Annotated in this window: 12 protein-coding genes; 8 read left to right on the forward strand and 4 right to left on the reverse strand. The window is 61.6% G+C overall.

From position 1 onward, the window contains the following. Positions 1-2,508 (reverse strand): carboxypeptidase-like regulatory domain-containing protein (locus tag ACPQ6D_RS08185; protein ID WP_423223824.1); only part of this gene is annotated, 2,508 nt, incomplete at its 3' end. A 312-nt stretch (positions 2,509-2,820) separates the two neighbouring features. Here ACPQ6D_RS08185 and ACPQ6D_RS08190 point away from each other — a divergent pair. Continuing rightward, the gene (locus ACPQ6D_RS08190) at positions 2,821-5,796 is read left to right on the forward strand and encodes a tetratricopeptide repeat protein (RefSeq protein WP_423223825.1); all 2,976 of its coding nucleotides are present in this window, start codon (positions 2,821-2,823) and stop codon (positions 5,794-5,796) included. Here the strand turns inward: ACPQ6D_RS08190 and ACPQ6D_RS08195 are convergent. Then, positions 5,760-6,059, reverse strand: coding sequence for an isoamylase early set domain-containing protein (locus ACPQ6D_RS08195; protein ID WP_423223826.1), 300 nt, complete (start codon positions 6,057-6,059; stop codon positions 5,760-5,762). The two genes, ACPQ6D_RS08190 and ACPQ6D_RS08195, sit on opposite strands and share 37 nt — an antisense overlap. 175 nt (positions 6,060-6,234) lie before the next feature. Between ACPQ6D_RS08195 and ffh the strand changes: the two genes are divergently transcribed. The 7 genes from ffh to ACPQ6D_RS08230 all read left to right on the forward strand — a co-directional run bounded on the left by ffh (position 6,235) and on the right by ACPQ6D_RS08230 (position 14,039). Then, on the forward strand, positions 6,235-7,572 hold the full coding sequence (gene ffh, locus ACPQ6D_RS08200) for a signal recognition particle protein (protein ID WP_423223827.1): 1,338 nt from the start codon (positions 6,235-6,237) through the stop codon (positions 7,570-7,572). Between the two features lie 46 nt (positions 7,573-7,618). Next, positions 7,619-7,879, forward strand: coding sequence for a 30S ribosomal protein S16 (rpsP, locus tag ACPQ6D_RS08205; RefSeq protein WP_423223828.1), 261 nt, complete (start codon positions 7,619-7,621; stop codon positions 7,877-7,879). Positions 7,880-7,905: 26 nt separating this feature from the next. After that, positions 7,906-8,133 carry a KH domain-containing protein gene (locus tag ACPQ6D_RS08210; RefSeq protein WP_423223829.1) on the forward strand — a complete coding sequence of 76 codons (228 nt, stop codon included), beginning with the start codon at positions 7,906-7,908 and terminating at the stop codon, positions 8,131-8,133. 159 nt (positions 8,134-8,292) lie between these two features. After that, entirely contained in the window at positions 8,293-8,832 is a 540-nt protein-coding gene (rimM, locus tag ACPQ6D_RS08215) for a ribosome maturation factor RimM (protein WP_423223830.1), read from the forward strand. Positions 8,833-8,872: 40 nt separating this feature from the next. Next, complete coding sequence (gene dprA / locus ACPQ6D_RS08220) at positions 8,873-9,976, forward strand: DNA-processing protein DprA (protein ID WP_423223831.1); 1,104 nt, start codon at positions 8,873-8,875, stop codon at positions 9,974-9,976. Positions 9,977-10,026: 50 nt separating this feature from the next. Then, on the forward strand, positions 10,027-12,750 hold the full coding sequence (gene topA / locus ACPQ6D_RS08225) for a type I DNA topoisomerase (RefSeq protein WP_423223832.1): 2,724 nt from the start codon (positions 10,027-10,029) through the stop codon (positions 12,748-12,750). Between the two features lie 212 nt (positions 12,751-12,962). Then, positions 12,963-14,039 (forward strand): M24 family metallopeptidase, encoded by a 1,077-nt coding sequence (locus ACPQ6D_RS08230; protein WP_423223833.1) that lies wholly within the window; start codon positions 12,963-12,965, stop codon positions 14,037-14,039. 113 nt (positions 14,040-14,152) lie between these two features. On the opposite strand, the gene ACPQ6D_RS08235 is transcribed toward ACPQ6D_RS08230, so the two are convergent. Then, positions 14,153-15,085 carry a hypothetical protein gene (locus tag ACPQ6D_RS08235; protein ID WP_423223834.1) on the reverse strand — a complete coding sequence of 311 codons (933 nt, stop codon included), beginning with the start codon at positions 15,083-15,085 and terminating at the stop codon, positions 14,153-14,155. A gap of 145 nt (positions 15,086-15,230) precedes the next feature. Next, positions 15,231-17,876 carry a hypothetical protein gene (locus ACPQ6D_RS08240; protein WP_423223835.1) on the reverse strand — a complete coding sequence of 882 codons (2,646 nt, stop codon included), beginning with the start codon at positions 17,874-17,876 and terminating at the stop codon, positions 15,231-15,233. Positions 17,877-18,460 lie beyond the last annotated feature (584 nt).

An 18,460-nucleotide genomic window follows, 5' to 3' on the forward strand; every position in this document is an offset into this window, starting at 1 on the left:
TGTCGGCGCGCAGCCGGTCCGGATGTTGAAGCTGTTGAATGTGTTCCAGAGCTGGGAGCACGTCTTGCCCCGGTTGCGCAGGTTCTGCCAGAATTCCTCGTAGATATTGTCGGCGTGCGTTCCCTGGTTGTAGGCGCCAATCTCTATCGGGTGGTCGCCGTATCCATTCCTGATCTCATTGACCGTCAGTTGGATATCGTCATTCTCCGCCGGATTGACAGGATCGAACAGATCCCACAGCAACCCCGCCACCGAGCCTTCGACATTGGCGCCAAGAACCCAATTGTGGGGGTCCGTCTCCAGGTTGATGGAGAAACCGCCTCCTGAATTACTGTCTACATAATTGCCCTCATTCTGCACCATGGCCTGGTAGAAATCAGGCCAGCCCTCGGACCAGGCAAAATTGGGATCGATGACCCTATTCCAGGGATGTGCTCGGTAACATGGGGGAAGACCAGGGATTGGGATACCACACGGCCAATAGCCAAAGTCGCCCCACATCTTGGTGTGGGCATATTCGTGCAGGATCACATCGGGGTCATGCTGATCTTGCTCATCGCCTCCACGCAGCCACAAGGAGCAGCCGTAGGCATAGGGTTGGCTTATCAGACTGGGCCAGTAGATTGTCACATCCGTACAGCCAGGATCCCACTGCGTCTCTATCGTACGCATGATCATCCACGGGCCGGCATCCAAGACCGGGATCCGTAAGTCAACCGTTTGTTGAATACTGGTGGAAACGGTGTAATCATCCCCGTCTTTCGAATAGACCGATCCAAAGGGATCCGTGCCGATGGTCAGATGGTCGTTGCCGGTTTCGCCGCGCACATGAACCTGGCTGCCGGGCTGGAGAGATACGGCAGGAAAGACATAATGACCGTTGGCGTCGGACCAACCTGTCCGTAAGGTGCCGCCGGTGGCGTTGTCTATCAAGTAAACTTTGACATAAGGCACCCTGTAGGATACGCCGCCATCCAGGTAGGTGACATCTCCTGAAAACGTGATGGGCACCGGTGTGGGCGTGGGCGTTCTGCTCGGTGTGGGAGTGTTGGTGGGGACGGGCGTACGCGTCGGGGTGCGCGTGAACGTGGGCGTCCAGGTCGGTGTGGGGGTGTTGGTAGGGATGGGCTTACGCGTGGGGGTGCGCGTGAACGTGGGCGTCCAGGTCGCAGTGGGTGGGATGAGGGTTCGGGTATTGGTTGACGTTGGAGTAGGTGTAGGCGCCATCACATCCTTTTCGATATTGATGTTATCCATAAAAGGGCCATCGTCAACGATGGTGTTATCACTGTGAAAGAGCCACGCAACCCAAACCCTGCTCCTTCCCTGCCAATCAGGGTAGCTGATGATTTCTTGTCTCCAATCAACGCTCCCATCCCACCTCCATCCATAGAAGTTTGTGAAGTCATCAGACACCCCAAAGAAGAGATAATCATAGTCTGGTGCGATTTGGCGCCACAAGTGAAATGATGTCTTGGCATCCACGGCATCACTCAGATCGAATGGCCCGTAGATCATCCACGAGTCAACGTTATTGGGATAATACGTGTAGCGCGGATCCACACCATTGGCTCCGCCACTGGCCGGCCACCCTGACCAGGTACCGGCGCTTGCAATCCAGGTGGTTCTGCCCCAGAGGCGTTCGTTTCCATCGGGGCTGGCATCCCACAAGGTCCAACCAGAATTAGGAAATTCATCCTCGAAGCCCTCGGACTTGATCGTGTTCCAACCAACGATTGCGTCTGCGGCGGTCAAGGGACCCACAAGCACCTTCTCTTGACTCTCATTCTCTCCCGGGCCTCCCGTGAGCGGCTTTGGCGATTTTCTGATGACTTCGGGTAGGCGTTCGATGGCCGGGAATGCTTGATCGTCAGGCGATTCAAGGGTTGGAAAGCGGTCAGTAGTCGTGTACAAAATGCGCAATGAAACAGCGGCGGTACTTCCGACCAGGTCTGGCGTACGGGGAACCAGTTTGACCATCCAGGTACCTGGGGCCGCCAACCCATCGAACAGGTGGATGGTCTGGGCCGTGGCCATGAGGCCAAGCTTTTCCGCCGGTTGTGGGTCGGGAATGGTCTTGATGCCGACTTCGACGGTGATAGGGCGTAGCGGCACTTGCTGCCAGGGAGCGCCCGGTGCGGCCAGATAGACATCCAAGGCTGGTTCAACCATCGTCTCGACGCTGACCTTGAGGTCAATGCCGGCGACCAGGGCGTCACCGGTAACGTCAGTAACCAAAATCTGGCCTTCCGTACCTTCGGGTTGTAGAATCAGGCCGACGACTGCGCCCTGCGCCATGGCGGTCACAATCGGCCTCGGATCGTGCGGCGCAACCGCGGCCGCAGGCGGAGCCGGCGCCGCACCCGGCAGACTCTGATCAACGCTCTGTGCATAGGACGGCGCGGCCAAAGCCGAACGCCCCGCTTGTATACCAACCAGCACAATGACAACACCCCAACTCACGGCCATTGTGGCCGCACGTGCCCTCCGCAAGAACAAGATTGACATGGCAACTTCCTTTCAAGTACATTGTGAAGCATCAACGCACCAACGACGGCGAATATCAGGAACACAAGCATCATGCTTAGTCTAACCCTTTGCCGTTGTGCTTTCAAGCGGAAAAGTCTCATCTTAGTCTCATCTTAGTCTCACGCTTAGTCTCACGCTTACGTCTTGAAAACGGCTGATCCGCCTCCCCAGGGCATTTGCAGCGCATTTGCGTAAGCGGATTGGATACAGTAAAATGGTGCAACGTCATCTTTCTTGACGCCTGCGACGACGCGCCAAAACCAGAACGCATCATCCCATGAGGTGAATCCTGTGTCACCCGCCACCTTGATTCTCGATGCCGACGCTGTTCGCAACTTGCTCAACCATTTGTACGATTTTGCCTACCTGCGCCATCATCCGCTGGCAACTGCGATCCGGCCTCCAATCACGCAGACAACCGAGGCAGACCCTGGCCCTGGCCTGCACGCCTACCTGCTGGCTGTCCTTGAGCAGTTGCAGCCGGTCGGTGTGACAGCTGGCGTTGAAGCCGCCTGGCGCCGCTATCGCTTGCTGCGCCTGATCTATGTCGAACGTCAACCACCGTCCCAGGTCATGGCCAAACTCAACCTCAGTCGCAGCACCTTTTTCCGTGAGCAGCGCACCGCCCTGTCTCTGCTGGCCGCCCAGCTGGGCGATTCCGCAGCCGAGTCGAACGCGTGGACAATGCCCCCCACGGTCGGCAGCTCGATCCCGTACACGGCCGACCTGGTTGGACGCCAGCGCGAGTTACAGGCTTGCAGGACGCTCCTGGCGCAACAAGGCTTGCTGGCGATCACAGGGCTGGCCGGCGCAGGCAAAACGACCCTGGCCGCGGCGCTTGCGCAGCAGGCGACGGAGCAGATGCCCGTTCTGTGGCTGCAATTCCAACCGGGATACCCCACCAGCTTGAACAGCGTCCTGCACGAGTTCGCCGTACACCTGGCCAATCACGGCATCACGGACTTCCGTACGCTGCTTGCTGCCTCGGCTGCGCATGACGCGCCAAGATCAACCCCGTCTGGCTCGCATGCCTTCCTGACGCCACAGGTTCACTTTCTACTCCGCCGGTTGCAAACCAGGCCAACATTCATCGTGGTGGACAATAGTCACCTGGTAAATGATGCTTCTCTCAGTGGTTTCCTGGGGTTACTCTGCCGCCAGGCATCTCCAGACGGTGTACAAATCCTACTGGTTGGCCGCACGCAGCCAACCTGGGTGCAGCACGGCGTCAGTTTCCCGCTGCCGGGCCTGAGTTGCGAAGAAATGCAAAGCCTGCTCGAGCGCGCGGGCCTCACTGAATTGGACCCAGATCTTGGTCGCCGTCTGCACGCCAAGACCGACGGTAATCCCATGTTCCTCCGTTTTTTCATGGCCCAGGTCCAGTCCACGCAAGCCGCACCAGGGGCAGCACCATCGGTCGAGATGCTCATTGCGCATCTTGAGAAGACGCCCGATGTGCGCCACTACTTATTGGAAAACATCTTTCAGGAACTCACGCCCCCCGAACGTGCGCTGCTTGAGGTTGCGGCGATTTTCCGCACGCCCTTCGATGAGTATGACCATGATCTACAGCAACTTCTGGCGGCTGTGGGGGTGCTCGATGTGGGCGCAACACTCGACCGCCTGGTGACCCGTCACATCGTCACGCGGCTTTATCCTTCGGCTGACGTGCACATCCACCAGTTGTTGCGCGATGATGCTTTCAGCCGGCTGCAGGCGCGCCCGGCCGACCGCCAGCGCATTCATGCGGCCGCGGCCAGTTATTACGATCGGCGTCGTGATTACCTGGAAGCAGCCTATCATGACTGGCAGGCGGGTGCTTGTGAACATGCCGCCCAACGACTTGCAGAACAGATCGAGAGCGTGTTGAACAGGGGTCAAGCCATGGCGGCGCAGACGATGCTCGAGGATCTGTTGGAGACTGGCCTGTCGCCGGCGCGTCGCGGCCTGGCGTACCAGGCGCTCGGAGAAATTGCCCTGATACAAGGAAACTATGCGCCTGCGCTGGCTTACTTTCAGCGCGCCCTGGACCTGAATGGGACAGAGGCGCCGTCTGTTATTCTTTGTGTCAAAATGGGGCGCGTCTACCAGGAACAGGGTGAATTCAAGACGAGCCTGGAGTGGCTGCTAAGGGCGGAGCAGCACGTGAGGACCACAAACGATGTGCGTTTGCAGGCCCAGGTGACCAACGCCATCGCCTGGCTGTACCATCAACAGGGCGAGTACGATCGTGCGCAGCGCTGGGTTGAGTCCAGCCTGGCCGTTATCGAACATTCACCCTATGGACGTGAGCTGGCTGCGGCGCTCTCGATCCTGGCAGGAATCATGTTCATCCACGGTCAATGGGAAGAGGCGCGAACTCTCACGCAGCGGGTCCTTCACTTTCGTATGCAATCCGGCGACTTGATCGGTCAGGCGGCCGCGCGTGGCAACCTGGCCATCCTCGATTTCCACCTGGGCGACCTGATCGCCGCACGGGATGGTCACCTGGCGGCCCTGGAACTCGACGCGGCGTTGGGAAATCGGCCAGGGATGTGCGCGACGGAATTCAACCTGGGAGAAGTATTTTTTTACCTGGGAGAATGGACGCAAGCCCAAGCCCATTACGGCCAGGCGCTGACCCTTGCTCATGACACCGGCCAACGGGGGATGGCGGCGCGCAGTCATCTTGGCCTGGCCGAACTGCACCTGACCCTGGGAGACCGGGAAGCGGCGGGTGTCCATCTGCAGGCGTCACGGGCGTTGCAGGACGAACTCAACACAGCACGCTTGCAAAGCGATGCCTGTCGTATGCAGGCGGCGCTCTTGCTGGCGTTGGATCAAGCGCCTGCCGCGGCCGCCTGGATCGAGCATTCTTTGAGTGCAGCGCAGGCCACCGGGCAAACCATCGCCGGCCTGCGCGCCCGGCGCGTGGCCGCGCAGGTGGAGGCGGCGCGCGGAGATGGCGACGCAGCAGAGGCGCACCTGGAAAAGGCGTATACCCAGAGTAGGGCCCTGCGCAGTCGCCTGGAAGAGGCCGAAACCCTGCTCGTGCGCGCCAGAATCCAAGCGGCTCACGGGAATCTACCTGAGGCTGCGACGACGGCAGCGTCGGCGGCCACACTCTATCAGGGCATGGGCGCCGCCGCGCGCGCGGCAGTCTGCCGGCAAATGGCGACGGTGGCAGGCGATAGTAGAAGCAGAGGGCGGAATCAGATGGATCGAGGAGAGGGTGCGAACGGTCAGCTCAGTTATGTCAGAACGACGGAGTTGTCCGTGCCCTGCTGATTAGGCACGTACGCGTCTGCGCTCCAATCATTGTGCCAATCGGTGCCGTTCACCAGGTAGCGGAACTGGTACTGGCGGCCCACTTCCAGGTCGAGGGTAATTCGCCAGACTGCGTCACTGCGATCCTGGATCAAGAAATCAAGCTGTTTATTCCAATCGTTGAACTCGCCCACCAGGGCTACCTGCTCAGCCCAAACGGTTGAGGGTAGTTCAAAGGTGACACTGAGAAATCCAGGTTTGGAGGAAGGTGACTTTCGGATCATGATGGCGCTTCCACGAGTTTGATTTAACATGCACAGATCTGCTTTCATTATACAGGAACTTGACGAAAACCACAACCTCTTGTAGAATCGCGCCACTGTAGGCGCGAGGAGCTTCCGAAGTCCGTTGGGCTTCGGAAGTCTGTTGTATAAGCCAGGACGAACAGTGAGCTAAACTGTGTTCGAGACACTGACCGACAAGTTACAGGCCATTTTCGACAAACTGTCGAGCCAGGGCCGCCTGAGCGAAGCTGATGTAGACAAGGCGCTGCGCGAAGTGCGCATGGCCTTGCTCGAAGCTGACGTCAACTTCAAGGTGGTCAAGGCGTTCGTGGCGCGCATCCGCGAACGGGCCGTCGGCGTCGAGGTGATGCAGAGTCTGACCCCAGCGCAGCAGGTGGTCAAGATCGTGCATGAAGAGCTGATCACCATGCTGGGGGAACCTGGCAAGCTCACCATGGCCTCCAACCCGCCGACAGTGATCATGATGGTGGGTCTGCAAGGCTCCGGCAAGACGACCACGGCGGCCAAGCTGGCTCTGCGCCTGCGCAAGGCCGGCCAACGACCGCTGTTGGTGGCCGCAGACACCTACCGGCCGGCTGCCATCACACAGTTGGAAGTGCTGGGCAAGCAGTTGGACATCCCGGTGCACAGCGAGGGCAACAAGCTGCCCCCGCCTCAGATTTGCGCCAACGCCGTGCAACGCGCCAAAGAGGGCGCGTACAACGTCGTCATCCTCGACACCGCCGGTCGTCTGCAAATTGACGATACCATGATGGCGGAGTTAGAACAGGTCAAGGCGCGCACCAAGCCGAACGACATTTTGCTCGTGGTGGACGCCATGACCGGCCAGGAAGCGGTGCGCGTGGCGGAAGGGTTCCATACACGCGTTGGCATCACCGGCCTGATCTTGACCAAAGTAGACGGCGATGCACGCGGCGGCGCGGCCCTTTCGATCCGTGAAGTAACCGGCGTGCCGATCAAATTCCTGGGCATTGGCGAAAAAACGGATGCCCTGGAGCCGTACCATCCCGACCGCCTGGCCTCGCGCATCCTGGGCATGGGCGATGTGCTGACCCTCATCGAGAAGGCTGAATCGTCGCTTGACAAGACGAAGGCTGAGGCGATGGGCAAACGCCTGATGAAGGGCGACTTCGACCTGGAAGATTTCCTGGGCCAGATGCGTGAAATCAGGAAACTGGGACCGCTCAGCCAGTTGATGGACATGATTCCGGGCATGTCGCGCATGAGCAAGGAGATTGCCCCCGAAGTGACCGATGGTCAAATGAAATCCATCGAAGCCATGATTTGTTCGATGACCACAGCCGAGCGTCGAGATCCCGACATCATCAACGGGAGTCGCAAGCGGCGCATCGCGCGTGGGTCAGGGACGACCGTGGCCGAGTTGAACGATCTGCTCTCGCAATTCCGGCAGATGCAGCGCCTGATGAAACAGATGTCAAACCAACGACGCGGGCGCGGCGGATTGCAGGGGCTTTTGGGTATGTTGCGTTAAGCAGCACACACGCTGCTAAGGGTAGAAAAGGAGTCGGAAGAGTCACATGGTTCGTATTCGTATGCGCCGCATGGGCGCCAAAAGGCAGCCAACCTATCGTATTGTCGTCGCTGACAGTCGCTCACCACGCGATGGTCGCTTCATCGAATCCCTGGGCTATTTCAATCCGCGCACCGAGCCGGAAACCGTGGTGCTCGATAAGGAGCGCGCAAGCTATTGGATCGGCGTCGGCGCCCAGCCGTCAGAGGCAGTGGCGCGCGTCCTGTTTCGCCAGGGCGTGCTCGCCACGGCGCCGTGGGAAGCGTGACCACTACTGAACCAGGAGTCCCTGGCATGAAAGAACTGGTCGAGTACATTGCGCAAGGGTTGGTGGATGAGCCAGAGCAGGTGCGGGTGCGTGAACACGTAACTCCGCAGGAGATTGCCCTGGAGCTGCACGTGGCGCCGTCCGACATGGGCCGCATCATTGGCAAGAGTGGACGCGTGGTCAACGCGATGCGCATTCTGCTCCGAGTCGCGGCCGTACGCCGCGGTAAACGGGCTTCGTTGGAAGTGCACTAAGCAGGCAGCCGATACGGCGGCAGCAGGCTGTGCGCCTCTACGCCGCGCCGCAACTGCCCGCCGGCCAACAGGCTGCTTTTCATCGCCGCTTGAAACAAAGGACGAACCCGTTTGATTCGTCCTTTGTTTTTTGCCTATCGGTTCTGGCGCCCACCCATCATGTCAATATCATCATCACAGCAACCCGCCATCCCCGCGCCTGAGTATATCGTGATCGGGCGCGTGACCCGCGCGCACGGTTTGCGCGGGCAGGTCATCGTGGCCTACCAAACTCATTGGCCGGAGCGTTTTCTCAGCTTGCAGCGCGTCTTTGTGGGCGATGCCAATTTGCCGGTTGGGGTGGCCGCCGTGCGCCTGACGCCGCGCTACGCCCTGCTCAGCCTGATCGGCGTGGAGACGCGCAGCGACGCCGAAGCCCTGCGCGGGCTGTGGGTCAAGGTGCCGCGGGCCGAAGCGATGCGCCTGGGTGAGGGCGAGTTCTTCGTCCACCAGGTTGTGGGGCTGGCGGTGGTCACACAGGCCGGCGAGCTGATCGGACATGTCACCGACGTGCTGTTCACCGGCGCCAATGATGTCTACGTGGTCCAAACCGCGACCGGCGAGCTGCTGCTGCCGGCCGTCGAGGATGTCATCCATGCGGTTCTTGTGGACGACGGCCGGATGGTCGTCAGCGTGCCGCCTGGGCTGGAAGCCGCGTAACCGCGTGCCCAGCGCAGGCGCAGCAACATGAGGTGGTGGCGTGGGCGATTTGCGTTATTGGCTTGGCTTCAACAGTGTCAACGGCATTGGGCCGGCGCGCTTGCGTGCGCTGCTTGACTTTTTCGGCGACATCGAACGCGCCTGGCGCGGATCGTTCGACGACCTGCGCGAGGCTGGGCTGGATCGCCGTTCGCTGACCAACCTGGTGGAGGCGCGCCAGCATCTTGATCTCGATCAGCTGCTGCGGCGCCTGGAACAGAGCGGCGCGCACGCGTTGACCTGGGACGACGACGATTATCCCGCCAGCCTACGCACCGTCTATGACCCGCCGCCGGTGCTCTTCGTCAAAGGCGCCATCACGGAAGATGATGCCTGGAGCGTGGCCGTCGTCGGCACGCGCAACCCCACAGCCTACGGCCGCGAGGTGGCCCGCCAGTTGGCCGCGGACCTGGTGCGCAACCGCGTCACCGTGGTCAGCGGCCTGGCGCGGGGCGTGGATGCCCAGGCGCACCGCGCCGCGCTAGATGGCGGCGGACGGACGCTGGCGGTGCTCGGCTGCGGCGTGGATGTCATTTATCCGTATGAACACCGGCGCCTGGCGCAAGAAATCACCGAGGCCGGCGCGCTGATCTCCGACTATCCACTGGGTACGCTGCCAGAGGCGGGTAATTTTCCGCCGCGCAATCGCATCATCAGTGGGTTGTCGTTGGGCGTGGTGGTGGTTGAAGCAGGCGTCACCAGCGGCGCCTTGATCACGGCGCAGTTTGCCACCGAGCAGGGGCGCGAGGTGTTTGCCGTGCCTGGCTCCATTTTGCAGCGCAGCAGCGAAGGCACGAACCGCCTGATTCGCGACGGCGCGCGGCCCGTCTTGAGCGTCGAGGACATCCTGCAGGAGTTGAACCTGAAGCAGGTGGCGCAGCAGGCCGAGGCGCGCACGCTGTTCCCGGCCGATGAGACCGAGGCGCTGCTCGTGAGTCACCTGTCGAGCGAGCCGCGTCACATTGATGACGTGGCCCATGCGACCGGCCTGCCGATGGCGACGGTGGCAAGCACGCTGACGCTGATGGAACTGAAGGGACTCGTGCGCCAGGTTGGCGGCATGAGTTACGTCTTGAGCCGCGACACGCGTTTGCGTGACGGCTGAACCGGCCGCTGGCGGGCTGGGCATCATCTTTTCTATGGAGTTAGTTCGTCATGACCGACGATTCAGTCACGTCTCCCGCGCCCGTCGTTGAGGCATACTGTGTCAAATGCCGCACCAAACGCGAGATTCAGCATGCGCAGGCCGTTTTCAATGTGCGCGGCCAGCCTGTGACGCGCGGCGAATGCCCGGTGTGCAGCACCACGCTGTATCGGCTGGGAGAAACCGCCGGCCACGCCGGCTTGACGCGCCCGGCGCCGGTCAAGATCGAGAAGCCGGCCACGCCAACCGCGCCCAGCGGCCCCACCTCTGCGCCCGCCGGCCTGCCTGATGGCGCCAGCGCCTACTGCGTCAAGTGCAAAGAGCGGCGCCCGCTGAGCGAGGCGCAGGCGGTCTTCACGGCGCGTGGCGTGCCGGCCGTACGCGGCGTTTGCCCGGTGTGCGGCACTGCGCTCTTTCGCATGGGTGAAGCGCCCGGTCATGCCGGCCTGACGCGCCCCAGCGCGGCGCAGCTCAAGGCGGCGGCGCAGGCCAAGGCCGCGGCTGAACGCCAGGCAGCGCCAGCGCAAAAGCGCGGCGGCAAGCAGGCGGCGGCATTACAGGCCAAACCCGGCCCCGCCGCCCGTTCCGGCAACGGCAGCGCCGCCGGTCCGGCGACGCGCACGCGGCTGGTGATCGTGGAATCGCCGGCCAAGGCCAAAACCGTGGAACGCATCCTGGGGCGCGGTTACCGCGTGCGCGCCTCGGTCGGCCATGTGCGAGACCTGCTGCGCTCGCAGCTTTCGGTGGACACGGACCACGACTTCCGCCCCACCTATCGCGTGCCCAATGAAAAGAAAGAGGTCGTGAAGCAGATCAAGGCGGAGGCCGCGCAGGCCGCCCAGGTTTTCCTGGCGACCGACCCGGATCGAGAGGGCGAGGCCATTGCCTGGCACCTGATGGAAGCCGCAGCGATTGACCCGAGCCGCGCGCAGCGCGTGGTTTTCCACGAGATCACCCAAGATGCCGTACGCGCAGCCTTCGACCACGCGCGCACCGTGGACATGGACCTGGTCAACGCGCAGCAGACGCGGCGCATCCTGGATCGCCTGGTGGGCTACAAGATCAGCCCCTTGCTGTGGGATCGAGTGCGCAGCCGCACGTCGGCCGGACGGGTGCAATCCGTGGCCGTGCGCCTGGTAGTGGAGCGCGAGCGCGAGATTCAAGCCTTTGTGGCCGAAGAATACTGGTCCATCGAAGCGGAACTGGCGCAGAAGCTCGTCCAGGGTAAGCGCGCGCCCAAGGAACGGCCCAGTTTCAGGGCGCGGCTGGTGCGCATTCGCGGGGAAGAGGCCGATCTGCCGAACGAGGCGGACACGCTGGGCATCGTGGCCGCGCTGGAACAGTCCACCTACCAGGTGAGCAAGGTGAAGCTAGGGGAGCGACGCCGCAAACCCGCGCCGCCGTTTACCACCAGCACCTTGCAGCAGGAGGCCTCGCGGCGGTTGTCCTTCACGGCCCGCCAGACCATGGCCAACGCGCAAATCCTGTACGAAGGGGTGGAATTGGGCAGCGAGGGCAACGTAGGCCTGATTACCTACATGCGCACCGACAGCATGACGGTGGCCGAAGTGGCGCAGAACCAGGCGCGCGATTTCATTCGCCAGCGTTACGGGGCCGAATTCGTGCCGGAGACGCCGCCCCAGTACAAGACCCGCGCCAAGGGCGCGCAGGAGGCGCATGAGGCCATTCGCCCCACCTCCGTGCTGCGCACGCCCGACCAGGTGCGCCCGTATCTCAAGCGCGAGCTGTTTCGCCTCTACGAGATGATTTGGCAGCGCTTCGTCGCCAGCCAGATGGAGCCGGCCGTGATAGACACGATCAGCGTGGACATCGAAGCCGGGCCAACGGCCGACGAGCGCCCGTATCTGTTCCGCGCCACGGGCGCGCGTGTGCGCTTTGCCGGCTTCCTTGTGGTCTATGAAGAGACGCGCGACGAAGATGCCCTGGGCGATGGCGATGAACGCTGGCTGCCGGCGTTGCAGGAAGGCGAATGGCTCGATCTGCTGCGCCTGCTGCCCGAACAGCACTTCACGCAGCCGCCGCCGCGTTACACCGAAGCGACCCTGGTGCGCACCCTGGAAGAGAACGGCATTGGCCGTCCCAGCACCTATGCGCCGATCATCTCCACCATCCAGCAGCGCGGCTATGTCGAACGGCGGGAGAAACGCCTGTTCCCCACGGAGCTGGGCTTTGTGGTCAATGACCTCCTGGTCAAGCACTTCCCCGACATCATTGACGTTGGCTTCACGGCGCAGATGGAAGAGCATCTCGACCGCATCGCAGACGGCGAGGAGGCGTGGGTGCCGGTCCTGCGCCGCTTCTGGGAGCCGTTCGTCCACAGCTTGTCGCAGGCCGAGGCCAGCATGGAACAGGTCCAGGTGGACAACGAGCCGACCGGCGAGATGTGCGAGAAGTGCGGCCATGCCCTGGTGTTCAAGCACGGGCGCTTTGGCAAGTTCATCGCCTGCAGCAACTTCCCGGAATGTCGCAACACCAAACCGATCCTGCTCAAAGTAGGCGTGGCCTGTCCAGAGTGCGGCGGCGACCTGGTGGAGCGCAAGACGCGGCGTAATCGCATTTTTTACGGCTGCGTCAACTACCCCGACTGCAAGTTCAGCAGTTGGACGCGGCCGCTGCCCACGCCCTGTCCGCAGTGCGGCGGCCTGTTGACCGTGGCGAGCAAGACCACGGCCAAATGTATTCGCTGCGGCGCGGTGACGCCGATCAGCGAATAAGGCGCCGGGCGTCTGAACAGCGAGGGAGGTGCGCTGTCGCAATCGAGAGCGATTCACATCGCGCCTGAAGGGCGTTCCGCCGGGCGTCCACCGGCGTGGACGCAGTGCTGGTCGGCGTGGGCCGACCTTGCGGCGGAACGCCCTTTCGCCCCGAATTCATTCGGCGGCGGCAGACGCGGGATGCCTGAGCAGTCACCTACGGAGGGAGATCCATGTCCGACCGATTGACACGCATGCGCGCCGCGTTGACGGCGCACCAACTCGACGCTTGCCTGATCAGCGAAGGAGCGAACCGGCGCTATCTCAGCGGCTTCAGCGGATCGAATGGCTGGCTCTTCATCACCGCCGACGCGGCCACCCTCATCACCGACGGGCGCTACATCGAGCAGGCCAGTCGGGAATGTCCGGGGTTTGCCGTGCTCAAAATCGCGCGCGGGGAAGATGCCGAAGGTTTCCGGCGCCTGCTGGAGCCGTTGCGGCGCAAACGGATTGCGCTGGAGTCAGAGCAGGTCACGCTGGAGCAGTGGCGGCGCTGGTTCCAACCGTTGGACATGGATTGGGCCTTTACCACCGGCCTGGTGGAAGGGCTGCGCAGCCAGAAAGAAGCGGGCGAGTTGGCAGCCATCCAGGAAGCCGCGCAGTTGGCCGACGCCGCCATGGCCTATGCCTACACCGTGGCGCAGCCGGGCATGAGCGAAGCCGAGCTGGCCTGGCGCCTGGAGGTCTACCTGCGCCAGCATGGCGCGCGCGCGGTGGCCTTTGAAATCATCGTCGCCAGCGGGCCGAACAGCGCCTTGCCCCACGCCCGGCCGACCGAGCGCCCCATCGAGGCCGGCGAACCGCTGACGATTGACCTGGGCGCGCGCTTGCCCAACGGCTACCACTCTGATCTGACGCGCACCTTCTGCCTGGGCCAGCCGGCCAGCGAGACCTTCCACACGGTGTACCAGGCCGTGGCTGCAGCGCATCAACAGGCCGCGACCCATCTGCGGCCAGGGCTAACCGGTGCGGAGGCGGATCGGCTGGCGCGTGACGTCATCGAACAGGCTGGCTTTGGCGACAAGTTCGTCCATTCGTTGGGACATGGCGTGGGCCTGGCCGTACACGAAAAGCCGTCCCTGGGGCCGCAAAGCCAGGATGTCATCCAGGCCGGCAACGTCGTCACGGTGGAGCCGGGCATCTACCTGCCCGGCTGGGGCGGTGTGCGCATCGAAGACCTCTTCTTCATCCGGCCGGACGGCGCACAGTGGCTGAGCCATGTGCAGGAGATGGGCATCCTCAGCTTGTAAACGCTGAGTGCTGAGTACAAAGTGATGAGTGCAAAGTGATGAGTGCAAAATGCAGAGCGCGTGGGACATTCTGCGTTTTGTACTTTGTACTCAGCACTTTGCACTTTCTTAACTCAGCGCGCCAATGATGGTGAATACAGGCTGAGGGCCAGGGATTGACCTGCGTCGATGATCGGCTGTGATACCGAGTCAACCGATCCGATTTCCATTACGCCCGCTCGCACACCTCCTTGTCCACCGGCCGCGGCTTCTAGGGTCAGATAGAACGAATAGGTCTGCTGGCTTTTCATGGGCCCAGTCCAGTAGTACATGCCCTCTCCAGAACTGGAGAATTTGAGAACGGCCGTCAGGGTAGCGTCGGCCGCTTCCACGTGCGGCTCGCTCGATCGTAAGCCGCCGCTTGAGGCCGCCATGCCAACCGATGCGTGCTGCAAATCCACCAACGGCGTCACTTCGTAAATTACCGTCACCGGTTGGTTCAAGGCCAGCGTGCCCGACAGATACAGGCGGTTCTGAATCAACTCAGGTTGGAGCGGTGTTGCTCCCGGAACTTCTTGACCTGGTGACTCCCAATGATTGGGTGGCGGGTCATGGCTGGCCCACGTGTCTTCGCCTTCCACCAGGAGGTATAGCGCATCGAAACCGGTGAAAAAGCCCCCACTGGGATAATCCTTCCGGCCGATACCACTCAATTTGTAGTATCCGTTCTCTTGCACACGTGCGGTGGCGGTAAAAACGTAAGTCTGGTTCGAATTCATGTCGATTTGCCACTGTCCAGGCGCGCTGACCAGTCCCACCCCAGTCGGCAAAATGAAACTCACCGCGACGTCGGTCATGTCCATCGAGGTGCGCAGTTCCAGGCGCAGCACGAAAGGTTCACCCAGGGCGGGTCTTCCCTCCAGCGCTAACGTTCCCGTCAACGCCGAACTGCCCGCCGTACACGCAGCCAGCAACAGCACCGTACACAGCCCGACGGCCACTACCGCGGCCGTGATCCAATGTCGTACCTGCACGATCCGCAGGTCCTTGTTCCACAACGTTGTCATGAGATCCTCCTTGCATCGAACTCGCTTCCTTGTCCCTTTTCAGGTCTTTGAGTCACCCACGTTTCGGGGATTGCTTTATCAGCCGGCCACACCGCCGGGCGGTTGTGCGCCTGTCTTCCCCTTGCTACACGGGCAAGCGCGGCCGCTAAGGGCAAGAAATAGCATCAGGATTGACCTTGAACTGGTTGGCGGACACCCGGCAGAAGTAGAAGCCGGGGTGGTTGTCCATCTCCTGCGCCACATCCCCCCAGTTGCTCCACGCTCCCTGGGTCCACTGCAGTTCCTGGAACGTCGTCCCTGCCTGGTCGCACGTGTTGCGCGCACGGCCCACGGCCAGCGGGCGCAGATTCGTCAGGTTCAAGGTGGTGGCCGCTGCCGGCAGCCCGGCCACATCCACCCCATCTACCCGGTAATGCCACACACTGCTCTCTTTGACGATCTCGAAGCGCGGCATCGTTCCCGCCGCCAGCGCGGCGCCCACGTAGCTGTTGCTCGCCCCGTTTACCTGCCATTGCACCAAAATCTGCGGACTGCCGTTGCTCAGGCGCCGCCAGCCCAACTGCATCCCGTTGCTGTCGTCTTGACGCAGCCACAGCAGCCGCTGCAACTCACTCCCCGTCGTGATGACCTGGTCATTCTGGCGCACCAGGATGCGGCCCGCCACCCCGGTCACCTGGCTGATACTCGGGTCTTTCCCGGATACCACATAATCGCCCGCCACACACGCTGACGTGGCCGTCGGGGTGGCCGTTGGCGCCGCGGTCGGCGTGCGGGTTGTCGTCGCCGTTGCCGTTGGTGTACTGGTTGGCGCAGGTGTCGGCGTGCGGGTTGGCGTGGGCGTTGCGGTTGGTGTGCGCGTCCGCGTCGGTGTGGGTGTCCAGGTGCGAGTCGCCGTTGGCGTGGCCGTAGGCGCCATGGTCGGCGTGTTCGTTGGCGTCGGCGCGCAGCCGGTCTGGATATTGAAGCGGTTGAATGTGTTCCAGAGCTGGGAGCACGTCTTGCCCCGGTTGCGCAGATTCTGCCAGAATTCCTCATAGATGTTGTCGGTGTGCGCTCCCTGGTTGTAGGCGCCCGTCGCAATCAGGTCGCTGTATCCATTCCTGATCTCATTGACCGTCAGTTGGATATCGTCATTCTCCGCCGGATTGACAGGATCGAACAGATCCCACAGCAACCCCGCTACCGAGCCTTCGACATTGGTGCCAAGAACCCAATTGTGGGGGTCCGTCTCCAGGTTGATGGCGAAACCGCCTCCTGAACTACTGTCTACATAATTGCCCTCATTCTGCACCATGCCCTGATAGAAATCCGGCCAGCCCTCGAACCAGGCGAAATTGGGATCAGAGTAGACATTCCAGGGATGTTGTAAACGATAACAGAAACCGCCACACGGCCAATAGCCGTACTCAGGTCCCATTTTGGTATGCGCGTACTCATGCAGGATTACGTCGGGATCCCGCTGATCCTGATCGTCGCCTCCGCGCAGATGGATCGAGCACCCAATGGTTGAGGGGCCAAGCACACTAGGCCAGTAGACTGTCACACCCGTACAACCAGGATCCCAATGCGTCTCTAGCGTGCGCATGATCATCCATGAACCCGTGTCGTCTTCGGGCGTGTTGGGATTATCTTCAATCTTCAGGTGAACTGTCTGTTGAGGGTTTGCGGTAACCCCCTGCGTACGTCCGTCTTTCGAGTAGACCGATCCAAACGGATCCGCGCCGATGGTCAGATGGTCGTTGCTGGCTTTGCCATGTACATAAACATTGCCGCCAGGCTGGAGGGACACGGCAGGAAAGACGTAATGACCGTTGATGTCGGCCCACCCCGTCCGCAGGATGCCGTTGTTAGCCGCATCCTTCAGGAAGACTTCGACATAGGGCACCGGGTAGGATACGCCGCCATCCACATAGGTGACATCTCCTGAAAACGTGATCGTCACCGGCGTCGGCGTGGGCGTTCTGCTCGGTGTGGGGGTGTTGGTGGGGACGGGCGTGCGCGTGGGGGTGCGCGTGAACGTGGGCGTCCGGGTCGCAGTAGGTGGGATCGGGGTGCGCGTGGGGGTGGAAGTCGCTGTCGGTTCGGGCATCACGCGCCAGATGTGAACCTCATCCACCCAGGGACCGTCATAAACGACACTTGAATCGCTGTGGAAGCGCCAGGCCAGCCAGACCGTGCTATCTCCCACGTAATGGCTGAAGTAGATGTCCTGATAACCAAAGCCCGGATACCCGGGGTTAGTCCCGGTCCAGCGCTGCAGCTCGGTCCATGCCCCCCAGCCGTCTGGAGATACTTCCAGGGTCAGGTAATCCCAGCCGTTCTCGATCTGATATGACAGCTGGAAGTCCACATCGCCTTGGGTAGCGCCCAACAAGGAAAACGGGCCATAGATCATGCGTGTGTCCTGATTGTACAAATAATCGTCTTTGCCAAAGATTGGATCATAACCATTCGTTCCCTCATTCGTGGGCCAGGCCGCCCAGGAGCCAGCGTAGGAACGGTAATCGTCATCGTCCCAGCACGCATTGCCACAACCGGTGACGCTCCAGCCGGGACCAGGCCAGACGTACTCGAAGGTTTCGTACTCGATCAGGACTAAAGAGTCCGGCTTGGCCGGGGCGAGGCTTGCTGCAAGCGTGGGCGCCGCTTCGCCTGAGAGGGGAAGCGGCGCCGTGGGTTTGGGTGACTTGGTCTCCGCTGGCCTCGGCCCTGCCACCGAACTCGAGACCGCGCGTGTTGCCAAATCACTCGGCCCTGTGAATGGGTGGGTTGACGCGCTGGCGGTTTGCATGACCCCAGTCATTAGCGCGATCACACCAAGGGTGTAAGACAGTATGGTCGTGCAGAATCTCTGATACGAACAACGAGGGCGCATCATTTCCTCCTGTTGCACTGGTCTTGCGTTGGCGTTCAGCGCGCCAACGACGGCGAATATCACGAACACAGGCATCATACTTAGTCTAACCCTTTGCCGTTGTGATTTCAAGCGGAAAAGTCTCATCTTAGTCTCATCTTAGTCTCACGCTTACGTCTTGAAAACGGCTGATCCGCCTCCCCAGGGCGGCGCCCACATAGCTGTTGCTCGCTCCGTTTACCTGTCATTGCACCAAAATCTGCGGACTGCCGTTACGCAGGCGCCGCCGCCCCGGTGCATCCAGCCGCTGGCGTCCTGGCGCAGCGACGGGCTGGTTATCATCATCGAACAACAGCAGCCAGTCGTCAGCCAACGATGGCCCAAAGAAGGCATGAACGCAGAGTCTACATCAGGGCAGCGGGCGCACACTTGCTTTGTTCTTGGAGAGTCTCTTTTGACATTCTCCATCCTTCCTTGTACCATTAGCGCACGGCGCTGAAGCACGGCAGCGCGACGCCCAA

It is taken from the genome of Candidatus Amarolinea aalborgensis (assembly GCF_900491745.1).
Taxonomy (GTDB): Bacteria; Chloroflexota; Anaerolineae; order SSC4; family Amarolineaceae; genus Amarolinea; species Amarolinea aalborgensis.